A 21,819-nucleotide genomic window follows, 5' to 3' on the forward strand; every position below is an offset into this window, starting at 1 on the left:
GGGTAGCGGGCCTGGCGCAGCGCGGGCAGGGCCAGGTTGGCCACCAGCCGGTCCAGGGCCGTGTGCGGCGCTTCCCGCCCCGCCGCCAGCAGCAGCGGGTGGTACTGTGATATTGCCTGCTGCAGGGCCACTTCCAGCGACTCTTCCGACATTTCGGCCTTGCCCGGTACCGGCAGTTGCTGGGCCCGCTGCACGAGTTCGGTCAGGGCTTGCTGGCGGTTGGCCTCGAGGGCGGGCACGGCCATCATGGCCGCTTCCGGTTCCAGCAAGGGGTCGTGGTAGACGTGCAGCAGCACTACCTGCCCGCCCATCAGGGTGGCCAGGCGCGAGGTATAGGTTGAGGCCGCTTCAGCAGCGGCCGATAAATCGGTCAGCACTACAAAGGTCGGTTCCATACAGAAGAGGTTTGTCCGGACTTGCCCGGCCCTGGTGGTGAAGAATCTTGCAAACTCAGCCCCGAGCACCGTGCACCCCGATGATTCGAATGCAGCAGCTGGCTGACGGTTATTTGTTTTTCGACCCGCTTTTGATGGGAATCTGATGCTGCGACGGCCTGCGCCCATCCTTGGGTACCTCCACGTGCAGCACTCCGTTGTCGAAAGTTGCCTGGATTTTGTCGGCGTCTCCAGCATTCGGCAGCTGGAAAGTGCGTATGAATGAGCCGTAGCCGTTTTCCACTACGTGGTACTGGCGCTCGTTGCGCTCGTTCTCAAACTTGCGCTCGCCCGAAATCGTGAGCACGCCTTGGTCGAAGTCAACCTTGATGTCTTCCTGCTTGAGGCCGGGCAGGGCGGCGTCAATGTTGTAGCTTTTCTCCGTTTCGTAGGTATCGACCTTGGGCGAGAACGTGACGCCCATGCCCAAAGTGGGCCCATTTTCGGAAAAGAAACGGTCGAGCATGGTGCCGAGTCGGGTTGGCATCACGTCGAAAAACGAGTTCTGATAACGCTGAATGTTGCTCATGGCAATGAAAGGAAAAAGGATGGGAAAGGAAACGGAGAGGAAATCGAAGACTAGGCCTTGGGCTTTTCCAGCAAGTGGTCGGGCTGCATGGAGAGGTCGCCGCCGCGCGAGGCTCCCGTGGGCCGCCCCTGCTGCGAGCGGCCCGGCCCCATCAGCGGCTGCGTCATGGTGCGCAGGCGGTTAGCCAGCTTGCTGCGCGTTTGTTGGCCCGCGGAAGGCGCCCAGAGCACCCCCGCCAGTATGCCAACGGCAGAAGCGGCCCCAAACGCGAGCAGCGCCGGCACCGATAGTTTGTTGGCTGATAGTCTATTGGCGGCTTTCCGGGAGGTGTTCCGGGAGTTGTTTTTTGAGGTGTTCATGGCTCGTGAAGAAAGAAAAGGGCGAAATGTGAAAGTGAGAAGTGCATAAGCCAGCCCTGGCCCCCCGCGCGGCAAGGCCCTGACTTATAAATCGATGTTGAGCAAGAACTATTAAGAAAACCGCACCCGGCCAAGCCAGCCGGGCAGGCCGTTCATTTCTGCAAAGGCGGGTGGTGCGTGCTCAGGCCCAACACGGCATAAATGGGGCTAAACCCAGTGGCCCCCGTAATCAGCAGCACGAGGGGCGCCACCATCCAAGCGAGCAGCACCGGGCCGCTGAATCCCCGCGTGAGCAGCACACTCGCCGCCACGGCCGCCAGCAGTATGCGCAGCAGCCGGTCATTAAATCCCACATTCTGATGCATCACTGACAAGTAGTTGAGAAGATGATGACGTATCAAATTTCTTATTTACAAGTCATTAATCCCATGACGATTATCAAAGCCCAAAATGACTTGTCTCATGGGACACAAGCTATAATCAGCCGCTTATTAAAGGTGAGCTCAACGGTATAATACCATTTGACTCAACTTAGCCTACACCGTGGGCCAGAGCAGAATGTCGTCGGAACCGTGCTGGTGCCCCACCCGCTGGTGGGGCGCGGTGGCCGGCGCTTTGGCGGGCACCACCAGCACCGGCACGGGGCTGTGCTGGATAATCTGCGCCGTCACGCTCTTATGAAACAGCTCGCCGAGGTAGCTGCGGGTGCGGGCCATGACCACCACCAGGCCGGCGTTGATATCCCGCACGGCAGCGAGCACGCCCTCGGCCGGCAGCTCGGCCTGGTAGCCGCGCAAGGTGGGCTCGGGCAGGCCCTTGGTAAGACCGCTGTGCTGCACGGCGTGCAGGGCACGGGCGCAGCTGGCGTCGTCCTCCAGGGGCGTTACGTGGGCCACGGTGAGCTCGGCCCGGAGGCTGGTGAGCAGCTGGTGCACCGCTCCGTGGGTATCGCCCAGCGCAAAATCTTCGTCGTCGGCCGCGATGAGCACGCGCTGGGGCACCGCCGGCACTGGCGCCCCCAGCGGCACCAGCAGCATGGGCAGCTGCACCACGCGCAGCAGCTCCATGGCCACGGGGCTGAGGTGCTCAAAACTGATTTTTTCGGGGCCGGGCCGGCCCAATACGAACAGTGCCGGCTGGTGTTTCTTGGCCAGGTCGCGGGCCATGTCCGGCAGCAAGTCGGTGGCCATCTCCAGAGTGGCCCGCGAGTGGAGCTGCTGCACCCGGCGGTCGAGCAGGGCTTTGGTATCGGCTTCCTCCTTTAGCTCCTGCTGGTGCCAGGCCTCGCCCGCAAATATGTAGGGGTCAAAAAACGAGACCCGTTTGGCGTGCAGCAGCAGCAGCCGGCCATGCACGGCATTGCACAGCGCATCGGCATATTCCAGCGCCTGCTGCGATGCCGGGTAAAAGCTGGTCAGGACGACGAACGTAAGTTTCATGGCGAGAAGGAAGGAAGGAAGTGAGGCTGGCAAGAAGCTGAAAGCCCGTTTATGCGGGAGGAGCCGGCTCCATTTCAGAAGCGCCGGGCTTTCAGTCCAGGGTGGGCATCAGGAGCACCGGCACGGGGCTTTCGCTGATAAGCTGGGCCGTGGTGCTGTGGTGAAACAGCCGGCCCAACAAGCTGTGCCGCCGGGCAATGACCACCAGCAGGCCGGCTTCCACTTCGGCGGCGCCCTGAAGAATCCCGTCCGGAATGCTGGGGCTGGACACGACGTGGGGCTGGCCGGCAATGGCCTGGCTGGGCACCAGGCCGCTCTTGCGCACCGACTCCCGGGCCCGCGGCCCGGCCATGTCCCCCGTGTCGTTCGGGCTCGTGACGGTGAGGAGGGTGAGCGTGGCTTGCAAGCCGCTGAGCAGTTGCTGCACGATGCTGTGGGTTTCGTAAAGCGTGAAGTCATCGCCATCGACGGCCAGCGCCAGCTTGCGCGGCGGAAACGAGCCCCCCACGGTGGGCACCACCAGCAGCGGGAAGGGCACGTGGTGCAGCAGGTCGCGTGCGGCGGCGCGCACCACGTCGGTAGGGGTAGCGGCCGCGCCGGGGCGGCCCAGCACCACCAACTGCGGGTGGTAGTGCCGCACGGCATCGGCCACGGCTTCGGGCAGGTTTTCTTCCGAGACCTCCACTTCGGTGGGCACGGGTTGGCTGTCGGCCAGCTTGTGCAGCCCGGACAAGGTCTCCCGCTCGCCGCTGAGCGTGTAGCGGTTAGCGTATTCCTCGGGCGACAGCAACTCATCGTGCCGCACGTGCAAGAGCACCAGCGGCGCCTTGAGCGGCACGGCCAGCCCCGCCGCATACGATAGGGCCCGGTTGGTGACCGCAAAGAAGTCGGTCAGGACGACGAAGGCGGGGCTCAGGCTCATGGCAAGGGAGAAAAGGGGTTAAAAAGACCCAGCGTAGGTATCCATCTCCACCGGGTTGCGGGCCAGGCCGGCCGCTTCGGTGAGCGTATCACCGAGCAGGGCACTTGCTTCCGTCTTGAGTTGAGCCACCGCGTAGCCAGACGGCCGTTCTTTCCGGCTCAAGCGGAGCGTAGGCCACGTGGTCCGCGCCGTGGGCCGCTGGTAGGAAGGGGAGGAATTGCTTTTAAATGCTGGACTATTCATAATTAATCGGTTACGGTTATGTTGAAAGGCGTATTCCGGACTTATAAGATTGGCGAGAAGCCAGTGGCCGGCGCAACGCACCGGCCTCGGGCGTTGGGCTGGCCATGGAGTAGAGGTGGTCGGGCGGCAGGTCGCGCAGTGCTGATAATCAGCATGGCAGTTCAAGCCATTCCCTGATTTACAGGCTCCTGAAGGCGGGAGGCTTTGTTGAGCCAGCCCAACCATGGGGAGCCAGCGCGCAACTAGCTCTAGCTCAGGTGGGCAGTGCTGCGCACCCGTGCCCCCAGCATGGCCAGGGAAACCACGGCCAGGTACACAAGGGCCAGCGGTACCAGCGCCAGCCAAAACGATGTAGTAACCATGACGAGTAACGAAAGAAGTGATGCCAGAACCGCTGGCTCGGCCATTAATGGATTCAGGATTTTACACATACAAAAATGCATTTTAAACTTGTTCCCTGCCTTGACTACTATCATGCACCTCCTTGATTTTTCTCATCCTCCGCCCGCGTAACCCCCGCCGTTCTTTGTGTGGCGCACTTGCGCGTCCAATGCCGCACTGCCCAGCAGCCTGCTTCCGAAGCCGGAAAGCCGGCACTGCTACCCTGACTTCCGCGCCATGTCTCCTTCGCTCCCCGAACCGCTGCCCTTGTCAGTCCTGAGCGGTGGGCTCAGCGCCGCCGAAGTCCAGCAGCAGCGCGCCCGCTACGGCCCCAATATCCTGACCCCAGCCAACCAGCACCGGCTGCTGAACATTATCCGCAGCATTGTGGTCGAGCCCATGTTTGTGCTGCTGGTCTTCACGGCAGGCGTCTATTTCATAATTGGGAGCTACACCGAAGCGTGGGTGCTGCTGATGGCCACGGCGGTAGTGGCCGGAATTTCCTTGTACCAGGAAGCGCGCAGCGACCGGGCCCTGCAGGCCCTGCAGCAGCTCACGCAGCCCCGGGCCCGCGTGCGCCGCGGCGGAAAGGAAGCCGAAATAGCCGCCGAAGAAGTGGTAGTCGACGACGTGCTGCTGGTCTCGGAAGGCGAGCAGGTGGTAGCCGACGGCCTCTTGCTGGAAGCCCACGACCTGCAAGCCGACGAGTCCTTCCTGACCGGGGAGTCGATGCCGGTGACGAAAACGGCCGACGGCGAGCAACAGCTGTTTGCGGGCTCCTCGGTCAGTAGCGGGGCGGCCGTGGCCCGCGTTACGCAGGTGGGCCGGGGCACCCGCCTGGGGCACATCGGCGGGCTTATTGAGCAGGTGACGCCCCCTCCTACCCCGCTGCAGCAGCAGGTGAGCGCCTTTGTGCGGCGCATGGCGCTGGTGGGCGCGGTGGCCTTCGTGCTGGTGTGGGGCTACAACTGGTGGGATTCGGGCAGCCTGGTGCACGGCCTGCTCCATGGGCTCACCCTGGCCATGTCCATTTTGCCGGAAGAAATTCCGGTGGCGCTGTCTTCCTTCATGGCGCTGGGAGCCTGGCGGCTGCTGCAGCAGCGCATCATCACCAAGCAGCCCCAAACCGTGGAAGCGCTGGGCTCTGCTACCGTAATCGGGGTGGACAAAACCGGCACGCTCACCCAAAACCGCATGGCCCTGACCCAGCTCTACTGCCCGGGCGAGGCCGCGCCACTCCCCTTTCAGGAAGGCCTGCCCCTGGCGCCCCGCTATGCCCGCCTCCTGAAAACGGCCATGTGGGCCAGTGAGCCCCAGCCTTTTGACCCCATGGAGCAAGCCCTGCACCGGGCCTATGGCCAAAGCACCGCCCACGAAGAACGGCCCAACTTCCATCTGGTGCACGAGTACCCGCTGGGGGGCCAGCCGCCCATGATGACCCACGTATTCGGCGATGCGGCCGGCCACCGGCTGGTGGCCTGCAAGGGCGCCGCCGAAGGCATTATCGACCGCTGCACCCTGCCGGCCGACGTGCGCGCGGCCGCCCTGGCGGCGCTGCAGCAGCTGGCCGCCACCGGCCTGCGCGTGCTGGGCGTGGCCAGCTGCCCCGTGCCGCCCCCCCAGTACCCGCCCTCGCAGGAAGACTTCGCCTGGGAGTTCGAGGGCCTGGTCTGTTTTACCGACCCACCCAAGCTCAACTCGGCGGCCGTGCTGCAGCAGTTTTACACGGCCGGCCTGCAGGTGAAGATGATAACCGGCGACAACGCGCTTACCGCGCAGGCCATAGCCCGGGAAGTGGGGCTGCGGCATTCCGAAGCGGTATTGACCGGCACGGAAGTACTGGCCCTGGACACCAATGCCCTACGGCGCCGGGTGTGCGAGGTGGATTTGTACGCCCGCATGTTTCCGGAGGCCAAGCTGCGCGTGATAGAAGCCCTGAAAGCCAACGGCGAAGTAGTGGCGATGACCGGCGACGGCGTAAACGATGGCCCGGCCCTGAAAGCGGCCCACATTGGGGTGGCCATGGGCCAGCGCGGCACCGAGCTGGCCCGGCAGGCCGCGGCGCTCGTCCTCGTCGACGATGACCTGAGCGGCATGGTCACGGCCATCAGCTTCGGCCGCAAAATCTACGACAACCTGAAAAAGGCCGTGCAATACATCATTGCCATCCACATCCCCCTGATTCTGACGGTGCTGGTGCCGTCGCTGCTGGCCTGGCAGTACCCCGTGCTGCTGGGGCCGGTGCACGTCATTTTCCTCGAGCTGCTCATGGGGCCCACCTGCTCCATCGTCTTTGAGAATGAGCCCATTGAGGCTGGTACCATGCAGCGCCCGCCCCGCCCGGCCACCACTTCCTTTCTGCAGCTCAAGGAGTTGGGCCTGAGCATTGCCCAGGGGCTGGTGGTAGCGGCCGGCGTGCTTGGCATGGCCGGCTACGCACTGGCGCAGGGCTACTCCGAGCCGCTGACGCGCACCCTAACCTTCACCACCCTTGTGCTGGCCAACGTGCTGCTTACCATCGTCAGCCGCTCGAGGCAGCACACGCTGCTTACTACCCTGCGCTACCACAACCCGCTGCTGCCCGCCATGCTGGGCCTCACCCTGCTGCTACTGGCCCTGTGCCTGTACGTGCCCGCCTTGCAGCATCTATTTCAGCTGCAGCCGCTCACCTGGCCGCAGCTGGCGGCCTGCGCCGGGGTGGCGGCCCTGAGCACGGGGTGGTTTGAAGGATACAAAGCGCTGACCCGAAGCGACATAATCCGGAACCCTGCGCCTGAGCACTCGACAACGGTTGGTATTGGTTGAATGCAGAGTCTGTAGAAAAACCTTGATTTTTTTTATCTCAATTTCAGCACCTTACATCGGCGAGCCGGCTTTCGCCGCAGCCGGAAACAGGGCCCGGCATAGGGCCCTGTCGCGGCCGTACGAGTCTGCATAAAACTTCAGCTCGCCTGCTTCGGCGGCGCAGGTGGCATAGCGCACGTACAGCGGTATGGGGCGCCGCAGGATGTAGTCTTTGGATTGCAGCTGCCCCGCAAACGCCTCCTCGCTGGGCAGGCGCACCGGGCGGCCGTCGCGCCGCAGCAGGTAGGCGGCCAGCTGCAGGGGCTTTTCGAGCCGAATGCAGCCGTGGCTGCTCATAGCCCGGCCGGGTTGCGTAAAAAGCTCCCGATAGGGCGTGTCGTGCAGGTAGATGGAGTACGGGTTATCGAACCGAAAAACAATGTTGCCCAGCGCGTTGTCGCAACCCGAGGATTGCCGGATGGAATAGAAAAAGTTGCCGGGCGTGACCTGCTTCCAGTTGATGCGGTTCGGGTCCAGGATGCGGCCGCGCTGGTCGTAGAGCGCCATGTTGTTGCGGGCCAGGTAGCCGGCATCCTTGCGGAGCTCGGGCAGGATTTCCTTGAGGGCGATGGAGCGCGGCACGTGCCAGTCGGGGGCCGTGGTGAAGTAGCGAATGGCGCTGCTGAGCGTGGGCGTCGGCGTCTCGGCCTTGCCGATGATGACGCGGTGCTGCTGCACCACCCGGCGGGCGCGCACCACCTGCAGCGCAAAAGCCGGCAGGTTGATGAGCACGTACTCGGAATCGGGAATGGGTTCCCAGCGCCAGCGCTCCAGATTCAGGGCTATCTGCTGGTATTGGGCTGGCCATTGGGCAGAGGTGTCGCCGGGCGGGGGCTGGTGCAGGCGCTGGGCCAATGCAGCCTGCAGCTGCCGGTACTCGCGGTTGGGGGGCTGGCAGGCCAGTACGGCCGACTTGAGCTGGTGCCCGGCCAGGGCCGCCCGCAATGCCGCGGCGGCGTCGAAGGCCCGTTTGGCGCGCTTCTCTCTCGGCGAGAGGCCGTATGGCCTCAAGCGGCCGCGGTACAAATCCAGCATAAAGCGCAGCACCGCATCACTCAGCTCAATATCGAAGCGGGCTTGCCGGGAGGTGCGCCCGGGGAGCGGGGCGGCCAGGGCCAGGGAGTCGCTCAGGGCCATGAGGTGCGGCACGCCGTAGTCGGTGGGGCGCAGTCCGAATGCCGGTGTGTCGGCGAGCAGGGCCAGGGCCGTGGTGGCATCCGCAGTCAGGTTGCCCGATGCCAGCGTCCAGGCTGGGGCCGGCTCAGTTCCATAAAAGGCCCGCAGCGGAGCGGCAGCCCGGAAGCCCCGGCGGGCATCGGCAGCTTTCATACCTCCGGCCGTGGTATCCAGCAGGGCGCGCAGCAAGCTGTCTATGGGTAGCTCAACCTGCTGCTGGGGCTGGACCTGGGGTCTGTGCGCAGAACTAGCCCCGCTCACGGCCTCCTGGGTTCGCGAGCACAACTGCACGGCCATTATTAAGGCCAGCAAAGCACCAGCAAGCAGCGATATAACCCGTATTGACACAGCCTAAAAGCAAAGGAGAACGAGAACCTTCTCCAGCAGAATGATTTCGATAGCCGCCGCTTTTGCCAGCCGTTTTTCAGCATCTTGAAACTGGGCTGGCCACCAGGCCCCTGCTTACAGCGTTTCCATGGAAACGTCTGCCATTCTGTTCTCAACGGCCAGCTTCAAGCTGCATTCAGCCCAATTGGCCTCGGTGGGCCGGGTCCAGGTGGGGAGCAGCAACACCGGAATGCATAGGTGGTAAGGATTGGACCGGGTGGCGTTGGGGTTGAAGAACTGATGCAACAGCTCGCCGGCCGAGCTAGCTATCACCAGCAACTCGGCCGAATGCTGCGAGCAATACCCGCTGATGCCCTCCAGGGCATCTTCCTGGGGCAGCAAGTGCACGGCGGCACTGGGCAGGTGGGCGTGGGCATTAAGCAGCGCTTTTTTCAACGACCCGAGGCACGTGCTGTCGTCGGGCTGAAATTGCACCAGGTCGAAGTGCGCGCTGGTGGTGCGGGCCAGGCAGGGCAGCCAGGCCAGCCGCTGCCCCTGGAAGTTCGCAAAATCGCCGGCGACCACCACGTAGGTGGGCAGCTCGTGGGCGCCGGGCGGCACGATGAGCACGGGGCAGCTCAACTGGTCGGGCAGCAGCGTCACGGCGTCGCCGGCGGCCGTGGAGGCGGTGCCCTTGGTCAGGTTCAGGCCGGTGACGAGCAGGTCGGCCTTGTAGCTGGTCACCAGGGCCTCCAGTACTTCGGGAATGGGGCCCGTGCCTAAGTGGTACCAGTAATTGATGCGCCGGCCACTCTGGCGGGCCAGCTGCTGGTAGCGCAGCCGCTCGGCCAGGGCTTCGAGGCGGCGCAGGCGGGCCGCGCGCAGCTCAGGCGGCGGTTCATCTGCTGAGCCATTGTCTACCAGCACAATTCTGGCGGGCAGGCGAGCGGCCAGGCTATTGGCATACACCAAAGCGTTTTCGGAAGGCTCCGTGAAGTCAATGGGAACGAGAATGGTTTTCATGGTGGCTGGAAAGCAGGGAGAGCGTTCAAGGAGGATGGGGCATTGGAGTGAGGGGCCGCAAAGGCGCGGAAGCAAAGCGGCGGGCCGGCCACTAGGGAGCTTCGGCAGCGGGGCTTGCGTGTGGAGCTGAAAAGAATCTGGCCACCCACCTTGGGCCAGCTTGCTTACAACAGGTCAGGAGCTTGGCTGCCGAATAATTGGCGCCGAAGGATAGCATCACGGCCGTATACATCGGGGTAGAACCGAAGCTGGCCGGCCACCACCGCACAGGTGGCGTAGCGCACGTGTAAAGGCATGGGGTGCCTGAGGTAGAAACTGCGGGGCTTGGGTGCTAGTTCACATTCTGCTTCCGTCGGCAGGGCAGCCTGCACACTGTCGCGGCCTAGCAGCAACGCTGCCAGGCGCATGGGGCGCTCGAGGTGCATGCAACCTTTTTCGAGGGCGCGGTAGGGCCGGTCGAAATCCTTCAGCTCGGTGGCGTCGCTGAGATACAGCCCGTAGGGGTTGGCAAAGCGAAAGACGATGTTGCCCAGCAGGTTGCCACAGCCCGGGTTCTGGCGAATGGTGTAGGGAAAATTCTTCTCCGACACGCTCAGCCAGTTCACCGTGGCCGGATTCACGGGGCGGCCCTGGGCATCGTACAGCGTGTAGTTGTTCTCGGCCAGAAAGTCGTGCTCCGAGCCCGCGCGGGCATTGGCCTGCAGGTAAGGCAGGATTTGCTGGGTGGCAATGCTGCGCGGCACGCGCCATTCCGGGGCCAGTGTGAAGGACGTAATCTGGCTGCTGAACGTGGGCGTGGGGCTGCCAGTGCGCCCAATGATGACGCGGTGCGCGTGCACCACGCGTCCGGCCCGCACCATTTCCAGCCGGTACGCGGGCAAGTTCACCAGCACGTATTGGGCCTCGGGAATGGCCTGCCAGCGCCAGCGCTCCAGCGTAAGGGCCAGCTGCTGGGCCCGGCGCCGCCGGGCGGGCGTGTCGTGCCCCACCGATGCTTTGCGCCAGCGCACCAGCGCCTGCTGCAGCTGCCGGTACTCGCGGTGCGGGGGCTGGCAGCGCAGCAAGGCTGCCTTAAAGTCGGGAGCCGTGAGGGACGCCGCCACCCACCCGGCCGGCTTAAAGGGCGAGCCCGCTTTCTCCAGCGGCGAGGGCACATCGGCGTGCAGCTGGCCGCGGCGCAGGTGCCGCGCAAAGAGCAGCACGCCATCGGTGAGCAGCACGTCGAAGCGCGCCTGCTGCGCCAGGTGGCGGTAGGGCAGCGCCGGTTGGGCCAGCGAATCGGCCAGTGCCTGCAGGGCGGCGGTGTGGTAGCGGCGGGGCAGCAGGCCGTAGTCCTCGGCCTGGCCCATCAGCGCCAATGCCGCGCGGCCCATGGCATTGGGCCGGCGGCCTTCACTCCACGCCGGCTGGTAGGCGCGGCGGGCATAAAACGTGTTCAGCTGCGGCACTTCGGCCAGCAGCCCCCCGCCCGGCGCGTGGGCAGCCGAATCGAGCACTGCATGAATGCGGGCCGCCAGCGAGTCTGTGGTGTTGGACCTGGCCGTTTCCGGTTGGGGGCCGCTGGATAATAGGCCGTTCGCGGGCCTCCTCTCCGGAGTTCCCCACGGCAGCATTACCAGTAGCCACAACCAACCAAAAAGTCGCATAAACCGTGCTTAAATGATAAAATCACCCGCGCGCCTCGGCAGTACGGGTGAAAGACACGAGCCAAATCGCAGGGGTTGCGGCTCCGCTGTATTATTAGCAAGCAGCGCCGTAGGCTGGCCGTATTCCCGCCATTTGTTCGCGCTTAGGGGCTGACCTTGCTCAGCAGCGTCGAGGCCAGGCCATCTTCGGCCGGGAGGCCCTGCTGCCGCCACAGCTCCACGCCCTGGCGCACGAGCACGCAGGCCGGCAGCTCATCGAGGCCGAAGCTGCGCACTACGGCCGGGTGGCTGGCCTCATCTATGGTAAGCACCCGAATGGAGCTACCCAGCTGGTCTTGCAGGCTGCGCAGCGCGGCCCTAATGCCGGGCTCGACGGGGGCTTGAGTGGTAGAATCCGGTGGCAAAAGCACCAGCAACACGGCTGTACCCAGCAGCACAGGTGAGGTTGAGACAGGAGCCATCAGTGATGCGAGTGAGTAGGGGTCAATTGATAAATCGGATTGTTGTCGTAAAATTACTTTTCGGTCCGACGGCCTCCCCATGATGTTTCTCATGCGGACGCTTGACCTTTATCATGAGCTAGCGCCCGGGCAACCCCAACGATTGGGCGGAGGCTGCTGCTGCTCAGCTGTTTTGCTTTTCACTATGCCGCACGACCCTTTTGCGCGGGCGTTAGCCGATATTCTGCTCAACCAGGCCTCCGAATTTGTAGGGGTATATGACGTTGAAGTAGAGTGGTTTACTCAAGTAAACCCGGCGGGATACCGGCTGCTCGGCTACCCATCGGCGCAGGCCCTCTACGACGACCCCGACCGAACCCTGCGCCTGCGCCCCCAGGGCGAAAAGGCGGCCGAGCGCCCGAAAGCCGGCCACCAGGAGTTTGAGGCCGTGCTGCGCCGCCAAACCGGCGACACCTTCTGGGCCCGGGTTGAGCTAACTGGCTTTTTCATCGAAGGCAAACTGTACTTCCTGGTGAAAATCAGCGACATCGACCGCCTGCACCAGGCCGAGCACAACCTGGCGCAAAGCGTAAGCCGCTTCGAGGCGGTGGTGGCCAACGCTACCATCGGCATCATTGTGTGCGACCGTGCTGGCGCCATCGTATCGGCCAACCAGATGGCCCACCAGCAGTTTGGCTACGCCGAAGGCGAGCTGGCCCACCACAAGATTGACCAGCTGGTGCCCATGGCCCCGGGCCGCCACCACGACCAGCTGCGGGCTTCGTTCAACGCCCAGCCGTCGGTGCGGGCCATGGGCGCCCACCGCGGCAACCTGCAGGGCCTGCGCAAAGACGGCTCAGTGTTTCCGGTAGAGGTGAGCTTGAGCTACTTCCACCTCGACGACGAGCTTTATGTGGTGTCGTACAGCGTCGACATCACCCAGAAAAAGGAAGCCGAGCGCGAGCTCATCGCCCAGCGCCAGCGGGTGGAGCGGCTCAATGCCGAGCTCGAACAGAAGGTGGCAGAGCGCACGCACGCGCTGCTCAGCACCCTCGAGCAGCTGGAGCAGCGCAAAGACGAGCTGGCCAAAGCCTTGGCGGCCGAGCAGGAATTGGGCGAGCTCAAGTCGCGCTTCGTGTCCATGGCGTCGCACGAGTTTCGCACCCCGCTCACGGCCGTGCTCTCCTCAGCGGCCCTTATAGAAAAGTACCCCGAGACCGGGCAGCAGGCCCAGCGCCAACGCCACATAGAGCGCATCCGCCAGTCCGTGAATCACCTCAACGACATTCTGGAGGAGTTTCTCTCCGTGGGGCGCATAGAAGAAGGCAACATCCTGGCCCGGCCCGCCGAGCTAAGCATCCCGGAATTGCTCACGAGTACCGTAGCCGATGTGCAGGCCCTGATGAAGCCCGGCCAGACCATTGAGCAGGACGTGGACTGCCCCGAAGCGGTATGGCTCGACCCTTCGCTGCTGCGCAAAATCCTGGTCAACCTGCTTTCCAACGCCTTAAAATATTCGGGCGAGAATGCCCGGGTGCGGGTGCAGGCCCACTGCGAGGCGGGCGTGCTCACGCTCACCGTGGAAGACCAGGGCGTGGGCATTTCGGCCGAAGACCAGGAGCACTTGTTCGAGCGTTTCTTCCGGGCCCGCAACGTTACCAACGTGCCCGGCACCGGCCTGGGCCTGTACATCATCGCCAAGTACCTTGAGCTGATGAACGGCACCATTTCCCTGCAAAGCACCCTCGGCGTGGGCACTACCGTCACCGTCGCCATCCCCTACCAAACGCACGCCGCCGAATGAAAACCATTCTTTTGATTGAAGACAACGACTTCATCCGCGAAAACACCGCCGAGCTGCTAACCCTGGCCGGCTACACGGTGCTCACGGCCGAAAACGGCAAGGTAGGCGTGGGAAAAGCCCTGGAAACCAAGCCCGACCTCGTGGTGTGCGACATCATGATGCCGGTGCTCGATGGCTACGGGGTGCTGCACATCTTCAACCAAAACCCCCAGCTGGCCGGCGTGCCGTTCATCTTCCTCACGGCCAAAACCGAGCGCTCGGACCTGCGCCGCGGCATGGAGCTGGGCGCCGACGACTACCTCACCAAGCCGTTTTCCGAAATTGAGCTGCTCAGCGCCATCAGCGGGCGCCTGGCGCGCTTTGCCACCCTGCGCCCCGATTACGACCTGCAGGCCGATGGCCTCAACGAGTTCCTGAACGATGCCCAGCAGGTGGGCAACCTCGAAAGCCTCTCGGCCGACCGCAAGCCCCACGCCGTGCCCCGCAAGCAGGTGGTGTACGCCGAAGGCGACGAGGCCACCCGGCTGTACTTCGTGCAGAGCGGCCGGGTGAAGACCAGCAAGAACACGGCCGCCGGCAAGGAGCTCATCACGGGCTTGTATCAGGCAGGCGAATTCTTTGGCTACAAAGCCCTGCTCGAAGGCACCGCGCACCACGACACCGCCACCGCCGTGGAAGACGCCGTGCTGCTCTACATTCCGGCCGATGACTTCACGCAGCTGCTCAATCGCAACGCCGAAGTGAGCCAGCAGTTTGTGCGCCTGCTGGCCGGCCGCGTGCGCGAGCAGGAAGAGCTGCTGCTCGACATGGCCTACAACTCGCTGCGCAAGCGCGTGGCCGACACGCTCCTGCGCCTCCACTCCCAGCAGCTCGCCCTCGAGCCCACCGACCCGCGCCTGCCCCTCTCCCGCGACGACATGGCCGCCCTCATCGGCACCGCCCCCGAGTCGTTGAGCCGCACGCTGAGCGAGTTCCGCCAGGCCGGCATTCTGGAGCTGAATCCCCGCTTTATCCGGGTGCTGCAGCCGGATAAGCTCCGGCGCACCAACTGGTAACCGGGCTTGGGTGCGAGCCGCTTGCGTGGTAGAGTGCTCGGGCTGCTCAGTGCCCCATTCCCACTTCAAACCTTTTGCTGCACACGCCTCGCGCCCCCAATCAGCTTAACTTAATCGGGCTGCCTTACTTTAGACCCCTACATTCCTTATACCTCCCTCGCGAATGAAAACGCTAGCTGACATGGTATTGCTCGGCGACCCGCGCCTGTACGAGGCGTGTGCGCCGGTGGTGGAAGCCGACCTGCCGCACCTGGCCAGGTGGGTGGCCGACCTGCACAACGTGATGAGCGAAGTGCGGGCCCGGTACCACTTCGGGCGCGGCATCGCCGCCCCGCAACTGGGCATCATGAAACGCCTCGTGTACCTCAACCTCGACCGCCCGATGGTGCTCATCAACCCCGAGCTGACCGACCACAGCGAGGCCATGTTTGAGCTGTGGGACGACTGCATGAGCTTCCCCAATCTGCTGGTGCGGGTGCTGCGCCACCAAGCCGTGACGGTTCGCTACCTCGACGAGCACTGGCAGCCGCAAGTCTGGCCGGTGCAAGACGCGCTGTCCGAGCTGCTCCAGCACGAATGCGACCACCTCGACGGCGTACTGTGCACCATGCGCGCCATCGACCCGCAGTCGTTTCGGTGGAAGCCCTGATTTGCCCGAAGCATCCGCCCGGAGCATCGGTACGGAAGAGCCCAATGGCGTTGCGCTGCCAAGTAGCAGTTGGATAGCTAAGCGGAGAAGAAAAAAAACAAGCATTTCTTCTCCGCCAAGGACATTCTCACACTTAAAATTCTCCCTACCCTATTCTTGAATTCGGCAAAATAAACAAGGGGCTCGATAGTGTTCCTAACCGTTTGATGGCGTGGAAGCTTCTTACCTATAACATCCGCTATTCATAAATATTAGGAATATCAGAGCATTATTTGGCCTTGAGCTAAGATAAACAAGCGGACTCAACAATAGAAATATTTTTTGTATAACTTTGATATTTTTTATGATTTTCATTGTAAATTGGTAATGGCAACGAATGGTTTCAAGGTCAGTATTTACCTAATAATGAACAATATACCTATTCACAAGCTGTTACCCCTCAGCTTGTGAGCCCACAAGCGTGGAGAACACTGAGATATTGATATTATGGTGAACCACTACAAGCTCCTTACAACGAACCTTTAGGGACCTACCGCTATTCCCGTAGCGCAGTATTCGCTATCCCGGATAGCCCACACCTATTTTCTGGTCTACTGGCGCGGCGGCGCCAGCTCCTCCGACGTCGGCTCAATTTCCTTGCAGGAAGTTGCTACTCGCTGCTGTGCCTAACCGGGCCCGGTTTCACAGCTACCAATGCCCTTAACAACTACCGGGTCTGCCGCGCGGCGGCGCTAGTACCACCCGGTCTTCCAGCCCGATGGCTGTCGTGTGGCCCTGTATGAAAACGGAACCTAAAATCATCCTTGCCTATGAGGAAGTGACCTTTATGTGCCTGATTGGGATGCCTATGAGTCAAGTTATATCACTGATTATTAACCATTTCTTGCCCAACTATTCATTGCAGCCCAATTTCGCCCAAGGCCTTAGAATCAATCATACGCCAACAACCTCCTGCCTGATGGTAAAGCCTTCGCTTTATCGGGACACTTTAAATCATTATTCGTATTTCTTTAACTCCTATTGCCATGAAAACCAAGATTTCATCCTTCGTCCTCTTTATAATTGCCCTTCTCAGCTATGGTAAGGTATTGGCCCAGAACCCTCACGAGATGAAACCCACCACTGTGGTGGATAATGGCCTCACGCTTACTGTGTCATACGACATCGCGGGTCTGGGAAATGTTAGCTCCACTACAGGCACGCTTAACTATGACGTCTTAGTTAAAACCCAGTGCCGGAACCCCGGTGGAAACATTGCTCCCGGTCAGGATTTCGAGTACACGAGTGTCGACCAGACATTCCCTGTGCGCGTCGATAAAAACGGTCGTGCAAAAGGCTCTTACACGACCCCGGCTCCCACAGTGGACCTTTCCCAAGCAGACTGCCCAAATGGAAAGTGGCGCCCTGAGATTGCCGATGCCATATACAGTAAGGTAACCTTTACGCTGGCCGGCAAAACCTTCTATACTGGTACTCCCACCAATGTAGTGCCCTAACGTTAGCTAGTAAGGCAAAGAAGCAGCTCTCAGCATGCTGTTGTGCTGCCGCTCAGCACCAGTGCTGGCCTTGCCAAAGGCCTTATCTTAGGACTCAGCGCATGATGGGAAGTAGTGCTACTGCTTCTTATCATGCGCTGCTTATTAGCCTCTAGCGTTGTAATGGAAGAATTTGGTTATGCTGCAGCAGTACTTCCGCGTGGTAATGAAGAAGCTGGTGGCACCAACAGCGTTGCTGACTTCACTTTGTTGTTTGGTAGGTATGGCTGAGCCCCTGCAAAGTCCTGCCCACATTGCTGCAGGCACTATAAAGGGAACGGTTATAGATTCGATTAGCCAGATAGGATTGGCCCACATTGTGGTGCTATCGCAGGAGAACGGCAAAGCTGGAACTGCGCTAACAACTACCACTGATTATGGGAGATTTGAATTTGAGGTGTTGTCCAATCGAACTCATTCGCTTTTGCTTAGCCGACTTGGCTACCGGTCCCGAACCATCCAGATTCCAGCCTTTACTACCCCAACGCTTGACCTGGGCACCATCGTGCTGGCCCCTACCGCCACCGAGCTCAGCGAAGTTCAGGTAGTGGCCCCAAAACCCCTCATTGAGCACGACCTCGACAAAATCAGCTACAACGTGGACGCCGACCCGGAAAGCAGCACGCTTACGGCCCTGGAAATGCTGCGCAAAGTGCCCCTGCTGACCGTGGATGCCGACGACAACCTGCAGCTCAACGGCAAAGACAACTACCAGGTGCTCATCAATGGGAAACCCTCTGCCTTGTTTGCGCAAAGCCCCAGCGAGGTTTTCAGCAGCATGCCCGCGGGCATGATTAAGCGCATCGAAGTGATTACCAATCCGCCTTCCCGCTACGATGCCCAGGGCGTGGGCGGCGTTTTGAATATCATTACGTACAAGAAAAGCCTTAATGGCTACAACGGTTCGGCAAATGCGGGCGCCAGCAGCCCCAATGGCCTGTCATACGGGGGTTACACCAGCGCTAAAGTTGGGCTGTTTAGCCTGTCGGCTAACGCGGGCGGGCAGGAACGCACCAGCCCAACTTCCCGCCGTAGCATGTTCCGAGAGGACTTCCTGCGCCGGAGCCGGCTGGAACAGACCGGCACGAGCAATAATAACAGCCGCTCCTACTACCTGAGCGGCGAGGCTGGCTTCGAGTCCAATGCCCAGAACCAACTGAGCCTCAACTATGGCCTGAGCCGGGGCAACGGCGCCAATAGCAGCGTGCAGCAAGCTCAGCTGCTAAATGGCGCGGGCGAATTGAAGCAGGCCTACCAAAACCTGAACGCCGGCCAGAATGCCCAATCCGGCTACGACGTGGGGCTGAATTACCAGCACAGCTTTAAAAACAACGAAGCGCGGCTGCTCACCCTGGCCTACAAAACCAGCTCCAGTACCAGCACCAACGGCTCGGATTTCACGGTGCTGCCCCTGCTAAATTACAAGGGCCGGGTAAGCACCACCCACAACGACGACCGCACCCAGGAGCAAACGCTGCAGCTGGATTATGTGCAGCCAATCCGGAAGCAAACCTTGGAAATGGGCCTGAAAACCAGTTTCCAACGCAACAGCAGCGACTACTTCTACCAAACCCGGGATTCGCTCACCGATGTATTCGTGCTCGACCCCAAGTTGAGCAACAATTTCAGCTACCAGCAGGCCATCCACTCGGCCTACACTAGCCTGATTCTGAAGAAGAATAAGTGGCGGCTGCAAGCCGGGGCCCGCCTGGAGCTCACCCGCGTAGATGCCGATTTTAAAACCTCGGGCACCCTGGCCCGGCATCAGTACACCAACCTGGTGCCCAACCTGAACATCTCGCGCCGGCTCAAGGAGGCAAGCACGCTCAGCGCCTCGTACACCCAGCGCCTGCTGCGGCCCGCGCTGTACCTGCTCAACCCGTACGTAGACCTGACTGACCCGCAAAATATCTCTTACGGCAACCCCGGCCTGCATTCTACCATCAGCCACGTCTTCAGTGCGAGCTTCAGCAGCTTTGTAAAAAGCACGTCGATAAACGTGAGCCTAACGCATGATTTCACGGCCAGTGCCATCCAGCAGCTCACCACCGTCGGGCCCGACTCGGTGGCCCGTACCACTTCGGCCAACAACGGCCGAAACCAGCGCACCAGCCTCTCCCTAAACAGCAATACCACGGTGCTCCGCAAGCTCACCCTCAGCGCCAACAGTAGCCTCGGCTATGCCCGGTACAGCAGCCAGCTGGGCGGCAGGCCCCGCACCAATGCGGGCTATACCCTCCAGGCCTCGGCCAATGCCAGCTATCGGCTCGGCAAGACCTGGCGCACCAGTGGCAGCCTGGGCTACTCTTCTTCCGGCATTCTGCTGCAGGGAAAGACGGCGAGCACCCTCTGGAATACGGTGGCGCTGAACAAGGACTTGCTGAAAAACAACAAGGCGCGCTTCAGCCTCTCCGTCAGCAGTCCCTTCCAGCAGTACCGCCGAAACGCCAGTGAGCTAACCGACCCCACCTTCCACCAAGTGCAGGAATCCCGGGTGGTCATCCGCCGCTTTAATGCGGCGCTCACGTACCGCTTCGGCAAAATATAGTCGGGCCAGGTATCCACCACACAGCAAAACTCCCGGCTACGGCCCGCCCAACTGGAATTGGACGGCCCGTAGCCGGGAGTTTTTTCAGGGCCCGACGCCTCGGCGCCCGGTGCCCCAGCCTAGGGCTGGGGCGTGGGGGGCGGCGTGGGAGTGGGCGCAGGCATGTAGTCGAAATGGAACTCGACGCGGCGGTTGCGGGCCATGTTCGCGGGCGTGGTGTTGGGCACCACCGGCTCCAATTCGCCGTGGCCTTCGGTGACTATGCGGTTGGGGTCGACTCCCTTGCCCGTGAAGTAGCGTTTCACGGCCTCCGCCCGCCGTTCCGACAAGCCCTGGTTGTACTCCTCGGTGCCGCGGCTGTCGGCGTGGCCTGCTATCCGCAGCATGTAGTCGGGGTAGTCCTTCAGGGCGCGCACCAACTTGTTGACAGTCGGGTACGAGCGCCGGTCGATGATGGTGCTGTTGGTCCGGAAGCGGATGGGTACTTCCAAGGCCTTGGTTTTCGGGTCGATGGCCAGCGGGCAGCCCACCGAATCAACGCGGGCGCCGGCGGGGGTATCGGGGCAGCGGTCCAAGCTGTCGAGAACGCCGTCGCTGTCCTTATCTACCACCAGCGGGCAGCCATTGGCATCCACGGGCGTGCCGGCGGGCGTGCCGGGGCACTTGTCGTTGGGGTCGGCCACGCCGTCGGCATCGGTATCGGGGCAGCCTTTGAGGGCCGCAGTGCCGGCCGCGTCGGGGCAGGCGTCCTCGCTATCGCGCACGCCATCATTGTCGCGGTCGGGGCAGCCTTCCAGTGTGGGCAGGCCTTTTTCGGTGGGACACTTATCCTGGTAGTCGGGCACTCCGTCGGCGTCGCCGTCCAGCGGGCAGCCGTTGGCATCCACTTTCACGCCAGCGGGCGTGCCGGGGCATTTGTCTTTGCGGTCGGGCACGCCATCGGCATCGGTGTCTTTGGGCTTGCCCACCCCAAAGGTGACGCCCAGCGTGTGCTGCAGGTAGCGGTCGTCAATCTTGTTGGCGTCCCGGTTAAACTCGCCGTCGATGTTTCCATTGAGCGGGAAGTGCTGGCCGGTTTGCAGGAAGATGCCCACCGCATCGCTGAGGCGAAACGTGATGCCGGCCGCCCCAAAGGCGTCGAAATAGGTTTTGTTTTCGTCGATGTTCCGGCCCCGCACCTGGCCTTCCCGGCTGGTGAAGGCCAGCCCTGGGGCCAGCAGCAGGTAGGGCTGCACCACGGATTCTTCCTTCAGCGCCCAGCCGTTGTTGAGCTTGAGCTTCAGGGCCAGATTCGCGTTCACCACGTTGGTGTTAAAGAACGTGGCAGAGCTTTGGCTGCCTTTCAGCTCAACGTAGCCCAGGTGCAGGCCCAGGTCGGCGCCGGATGTGAGGTAGCGGTTGATGCCAATGCCGGGGCCGTATTTGTTGCGGTCCCATTTCCAGAAATCGGAACCCAGGCTGCCCTTGTACTGGTAAGCACTGCCGGAGAGGCTCACGGCCGTTCGTTGGTCAGAATTCTGCGCGCGCCCCTGCGAAGTTGCCAGCACCGTCACGCACAGTAGGGCGAGCATGCGGAGTAGAGAAAGTCTCATAATGCAGAAAGGGGGTTAAAGGGTCCGAACGCATTGCCCGGCCGGGCACGCGCAAATACATCGGATATACTTATTTCATTACACAAGGTTATGGATGAGATAATTAAGAAAAATTACAACACTTGATAATTGCCAAATTGTAGCGGAGCGCCACCATATAGAGTCCACGAAATCGAGCTATTCAGCAAGCGTCACCGCTCCTATTTTTAGCTCCATCTTGTGAATTCGCCGATGGCTCACGGTGACGGCCTCCTCTTGCCTCCCGCAAGCAATGGCTGAGCCAGCCCCGGCGCTTGTCTACCAAACCAGTTTGCTCACGTAAACAAGCCTGACGTTTCATTCAAGCCCTGATTGCGATGAAGTCACTTGCTTGTTTGGGTTGGGCCGTCGTGCTGCTGGTGCCCACGGCGTGCAGCTATGACCTGGCCGAACGGCCCACGGGCGGCCCGGTAGATGCGGCAGTCGACAAAACGGCTCCCACGGCAGCCCCCTTGCGCGACATCCGGTGGGAGCTGAGCGAACTCAGTGGCAAACCGGCGCCATTTTCGGAGCAAACCCCGTTTCTGGTCTTGCACGACGGCCGCGCCCGCGCCGAAGGCCGGGCGAACTGCAATAAGTTTTCGGGACCTTACACCGCGCCTGCCCAGGGCCAGCTCCGCCTGGGCCCGCTGGTCACGACCCGGAGTGCCTGCCCCGACCTCACCGCCGAAGCCAGCTTTTTTCAAGCCTTGAATAAAGCGCGGCACTACCGCATTCGGGGAAACACCCTGAGCCTCTACACCGCCGATACCCTGGGGGTGCCGTTGGCTCAGTTCCAGGCCGCCCCCAGGAAGAAATAAGGGAGCGAAGCTGAGGCCCGGAACTACGCCTCTA

General features: G+C 61.9%; 19 protein-coding genes. 7 read left to right on the top strand and 12 right to left on the bottom strand.

From position 1 onward, the window contains the following. The 7 genes from LJ738_RS18930 to LJ738_RS18960 form a co-directional block, all read right to left on the bottom strand. Positions 1–395, bottom strand: a 395-nt coding sequence (locus LJ738_RS18930) for a universal stress protein (protein WP_227787917.1), incomplete at its 3' end; no start/stop codon positions are given. Between the two features lie 109 nt (positions 396–504). Beyond that, positions 505–963, bottom strand: a complete 459-nt coding sequence (locus tag LJ738_RS18935) for an Hsp20/alpha crystallin family protein (RefSeq protein ID WP_227787918.1) — start codon at positions 961–963, stop codon at positions 505–507. Positions 964–1,013: 50 nt separating this feature from the next. Beyond that, a complete protein-coding gene (locus LJ738_RS18940) occupies positions 1,014–1,322 on the bottom strand; it encodes a YtxH domain-containing protein (RefSeq protein ID WP_227787919.1) in 309 nt (102 codons plus the stop codon). A gap of 152 nt (positions 1,323–1,474) precedes the next feature. Next, positions 1,475–1,687, bottom strand: a complete 213-nt coding sequence (locus LJ738_RS18945; protein ID WP_227787920.1) for a YgaP family membrane protein — start codon at positions 1,685–1,687, stop codon at positions 1,475–1,477. A 171-nt stretch (positions 1,688–1,858) separates the two neighbouring features. Continuing rightward, positions 1,859–2,761 carry a universal stress protein gene (locus tag LJ738_RS18950; RefSeq protein ID WP_227787921.1) on the bottom strand — a complete coding sequence of 301 codons (903 nt, stop codon included), beginning with the start codon at positions 2,759–2,761 and terminating at the stop codon, positions 1,859–1,861. 91 nt (positions 2,762–2,852) lie between these two features. Further along, a complete protein-coding gene (locus LJ738_RS18955) occupies positions 2,853–3,683 on the bottom strand; it encodes a universal stress protein (protein ID WP_227787922.1) in 831 nt (276 codons plus the stop codon). Positions 3,684–3,701: 18 nt separating this feature from the next. Beyond that, positions 3,702–3,926, bottom strand: coding sequence for a hypothetical protein (locus LJ738_RS18960; protein ID WP_227787923.1), 225 nt, complete (start codon positions 3,924–3,926; stop codon positions 3,702–3,704). A 618-nt stretch (positions 3,927–4,544) separates the two neighbouring features. Here LJ738_RS18960 and LJ738_RS18965 point away from each other — a divergent pair. Then, complete coding sequence (locus LJ738_RS18965) at positions 4,545–7,112, top strand: cation-translocating P-type ATPase (protein ID WP_227787924.1); 2,568 nt, start codon at positions 4,545–4,547, stop codon at positions 7,110–7,112. A gap of 51 nt (positions 7,113–7,163) precedes the next feature. Here the strand turns inward: LJ738_RS18965 and LJ738_RS18970 are convergent, their stop codons facing one another. The 4 genes from LJ738_RS18970 to LJ738_RS18985 form a co-directional block, all read right to left on the bottom strand. Further along, positions 7,164–8,639, bottom strand: coding sequence for a L,D-transpeptidase family protein (locus LJ738_RS18970; protein WP_227787925.1), 1,476 nt, complete (start codon positions 8,637–8,639; stop codon positions 7,164–7,166). 150 nt (positions 8,640–8,789) lie between these two features. After that, entirely contained in the window at positions 8,790–9,677 is an 888-nt protein-coding gene (locus tag LJ738_RS18975) for a universal stress protein (RefSeq protein ID WP_227787926.1), read from the bottom strand. Between the two features lie 164 nt (positions 9,678–9,841). After that, the gene (locus LJ738_RS18980) at positions 9,842–11,173 is read right to left on the bottom strand and encodes a L,D-transpeptidase scaffold domain-containing protein (RefSeq protein WP_227787927.1); all 1,332 of its coding nucleotides are present in this window, start codon (positions 11,171–11,173) and stop codon (positions 9,842–9,844) included. A 293-nt stretch (positions 11,174–11,466) separates the two neighbouring features. Beyond that, on the bottom strand, positions 11,467–11,784 hold the full coding sequence (locus LJ738_RS18985) for a thioredoxin (protein WP_227787928.1): 318 nt from the start codon (positions 11,782–11,784) through the stop codon (positions 11,467–11,469). A 184-nt stretch (positions 11,785–11,968) separates the two neighbouring features. Here LJ738_RS18985 and LJ738_RS18990 point away from each other — a divergent pair, with 184 nt between their 5' ends. The 5 genes from LJ738_RS18990 to LJ738_RS19010 all read left to right on the top strand — a co-directional run bounded on the left by LJ738_RS18990 (position 11,969) and on the right by LJ738_RS19010 (position 19,354). Then, positions 11,969–13,567: a sensor histidine kinase gene (locus tag LJ738_RS18990; RefSeq protein ID WP_227787929.1), complete on the top strand. Its 1,599-nt coding sequence runs from the start codon at positions 11,969–11,971 to the stop codon at positions 13,565–13,567. After that, a complete protein-coding gene (locus LJ738_RS18995; RefSeq protein ID WP_227787930.1) occupies positions 13,564–14,622 on the top strand; it encodes a response regulator in 1,059 nt (352 codons plus the stop codon). The genes LJ738_RS18990 and LJ738_RS18995 overlap by 4 nt, the downstream gene beginning before the upstream one ends. 163 nt (positions 14,623–14,785) lie before the next feature. After that, positions 14,786–15,271, top strand: coding sequence for a peptide deformylase (locus tag LJ738_RS19000; protein ID WP_227787931.1), 486 nt, complete (start codon positions 14,786–14,788; stop codon positions 15,269–15,271). Between the two features lie 1,025 nt (positions 15,272–16,296). Beyond that, entirely contained in the window at positions 16,297–16,767 is a 471-nt protein-coding gene (locus LJ738_RS19005) for a hypothetical protein (RefSeq protein WP_227787932.1), read from the top strand. A gap of 463 nt (positions 16,768–17,230) precedes the next feature. Further along, entirely contained in the window at positions 17,231–19,354 is a 2,124-nt protein-coding gene (locus tag LJ738_RS19010) for an outer membrane beta-barrel protein (RefSeq protein WP_227787933.1), read from the top strand. 119 nt (positions 19,355–19,473) lie between these two features. Here the strand turns inward: LJ738_RS19010 and LJ738_RS21550 are convergent, their stop codons facing one another. Then, positions 19,474–20,946: an OmpA family protein gene (locus tag LJ738_RS21550; protein ID WP_302718166.1), complete on the bottom strand. Its 1,473-nt coding sequence runs from the start codon at positions 20,944–20,946 to the stop codon at positions 19,474–19,476. A 374-nt stretch (positions 20,947–21,320) separates the two neighbouring features. Here LJ738_RS21550 and LJ738_RS19025 point away from each other — a divergent pair, with 374 nt between their 5' ends. Then, positions 21,321–21,785 carry an META domain-containing protein gene (locus LJ738_RS19025; protein ID WP_227787934.1) on the top strand — a complete coding sequence of 155 codons (465 nt, stop codon included), beginning with the start codon at positions 21,321–21,323 and terminating at the stop codon, positions 21,783–21,785. The last annotated feature ends 34 nt before the right edge of the window (positions 21,786–21,819 follow it).

The sequence above is a fragment of the Hymenobacter plasmatis genome (genome assembly GCF_020711255.1).
Taxonomy (GTDB): domain Bacteria; phylum Bacteroidota; class Bacteroidia; order Cytophagales; family Hymenobacteraceae; genus Hymenobacter.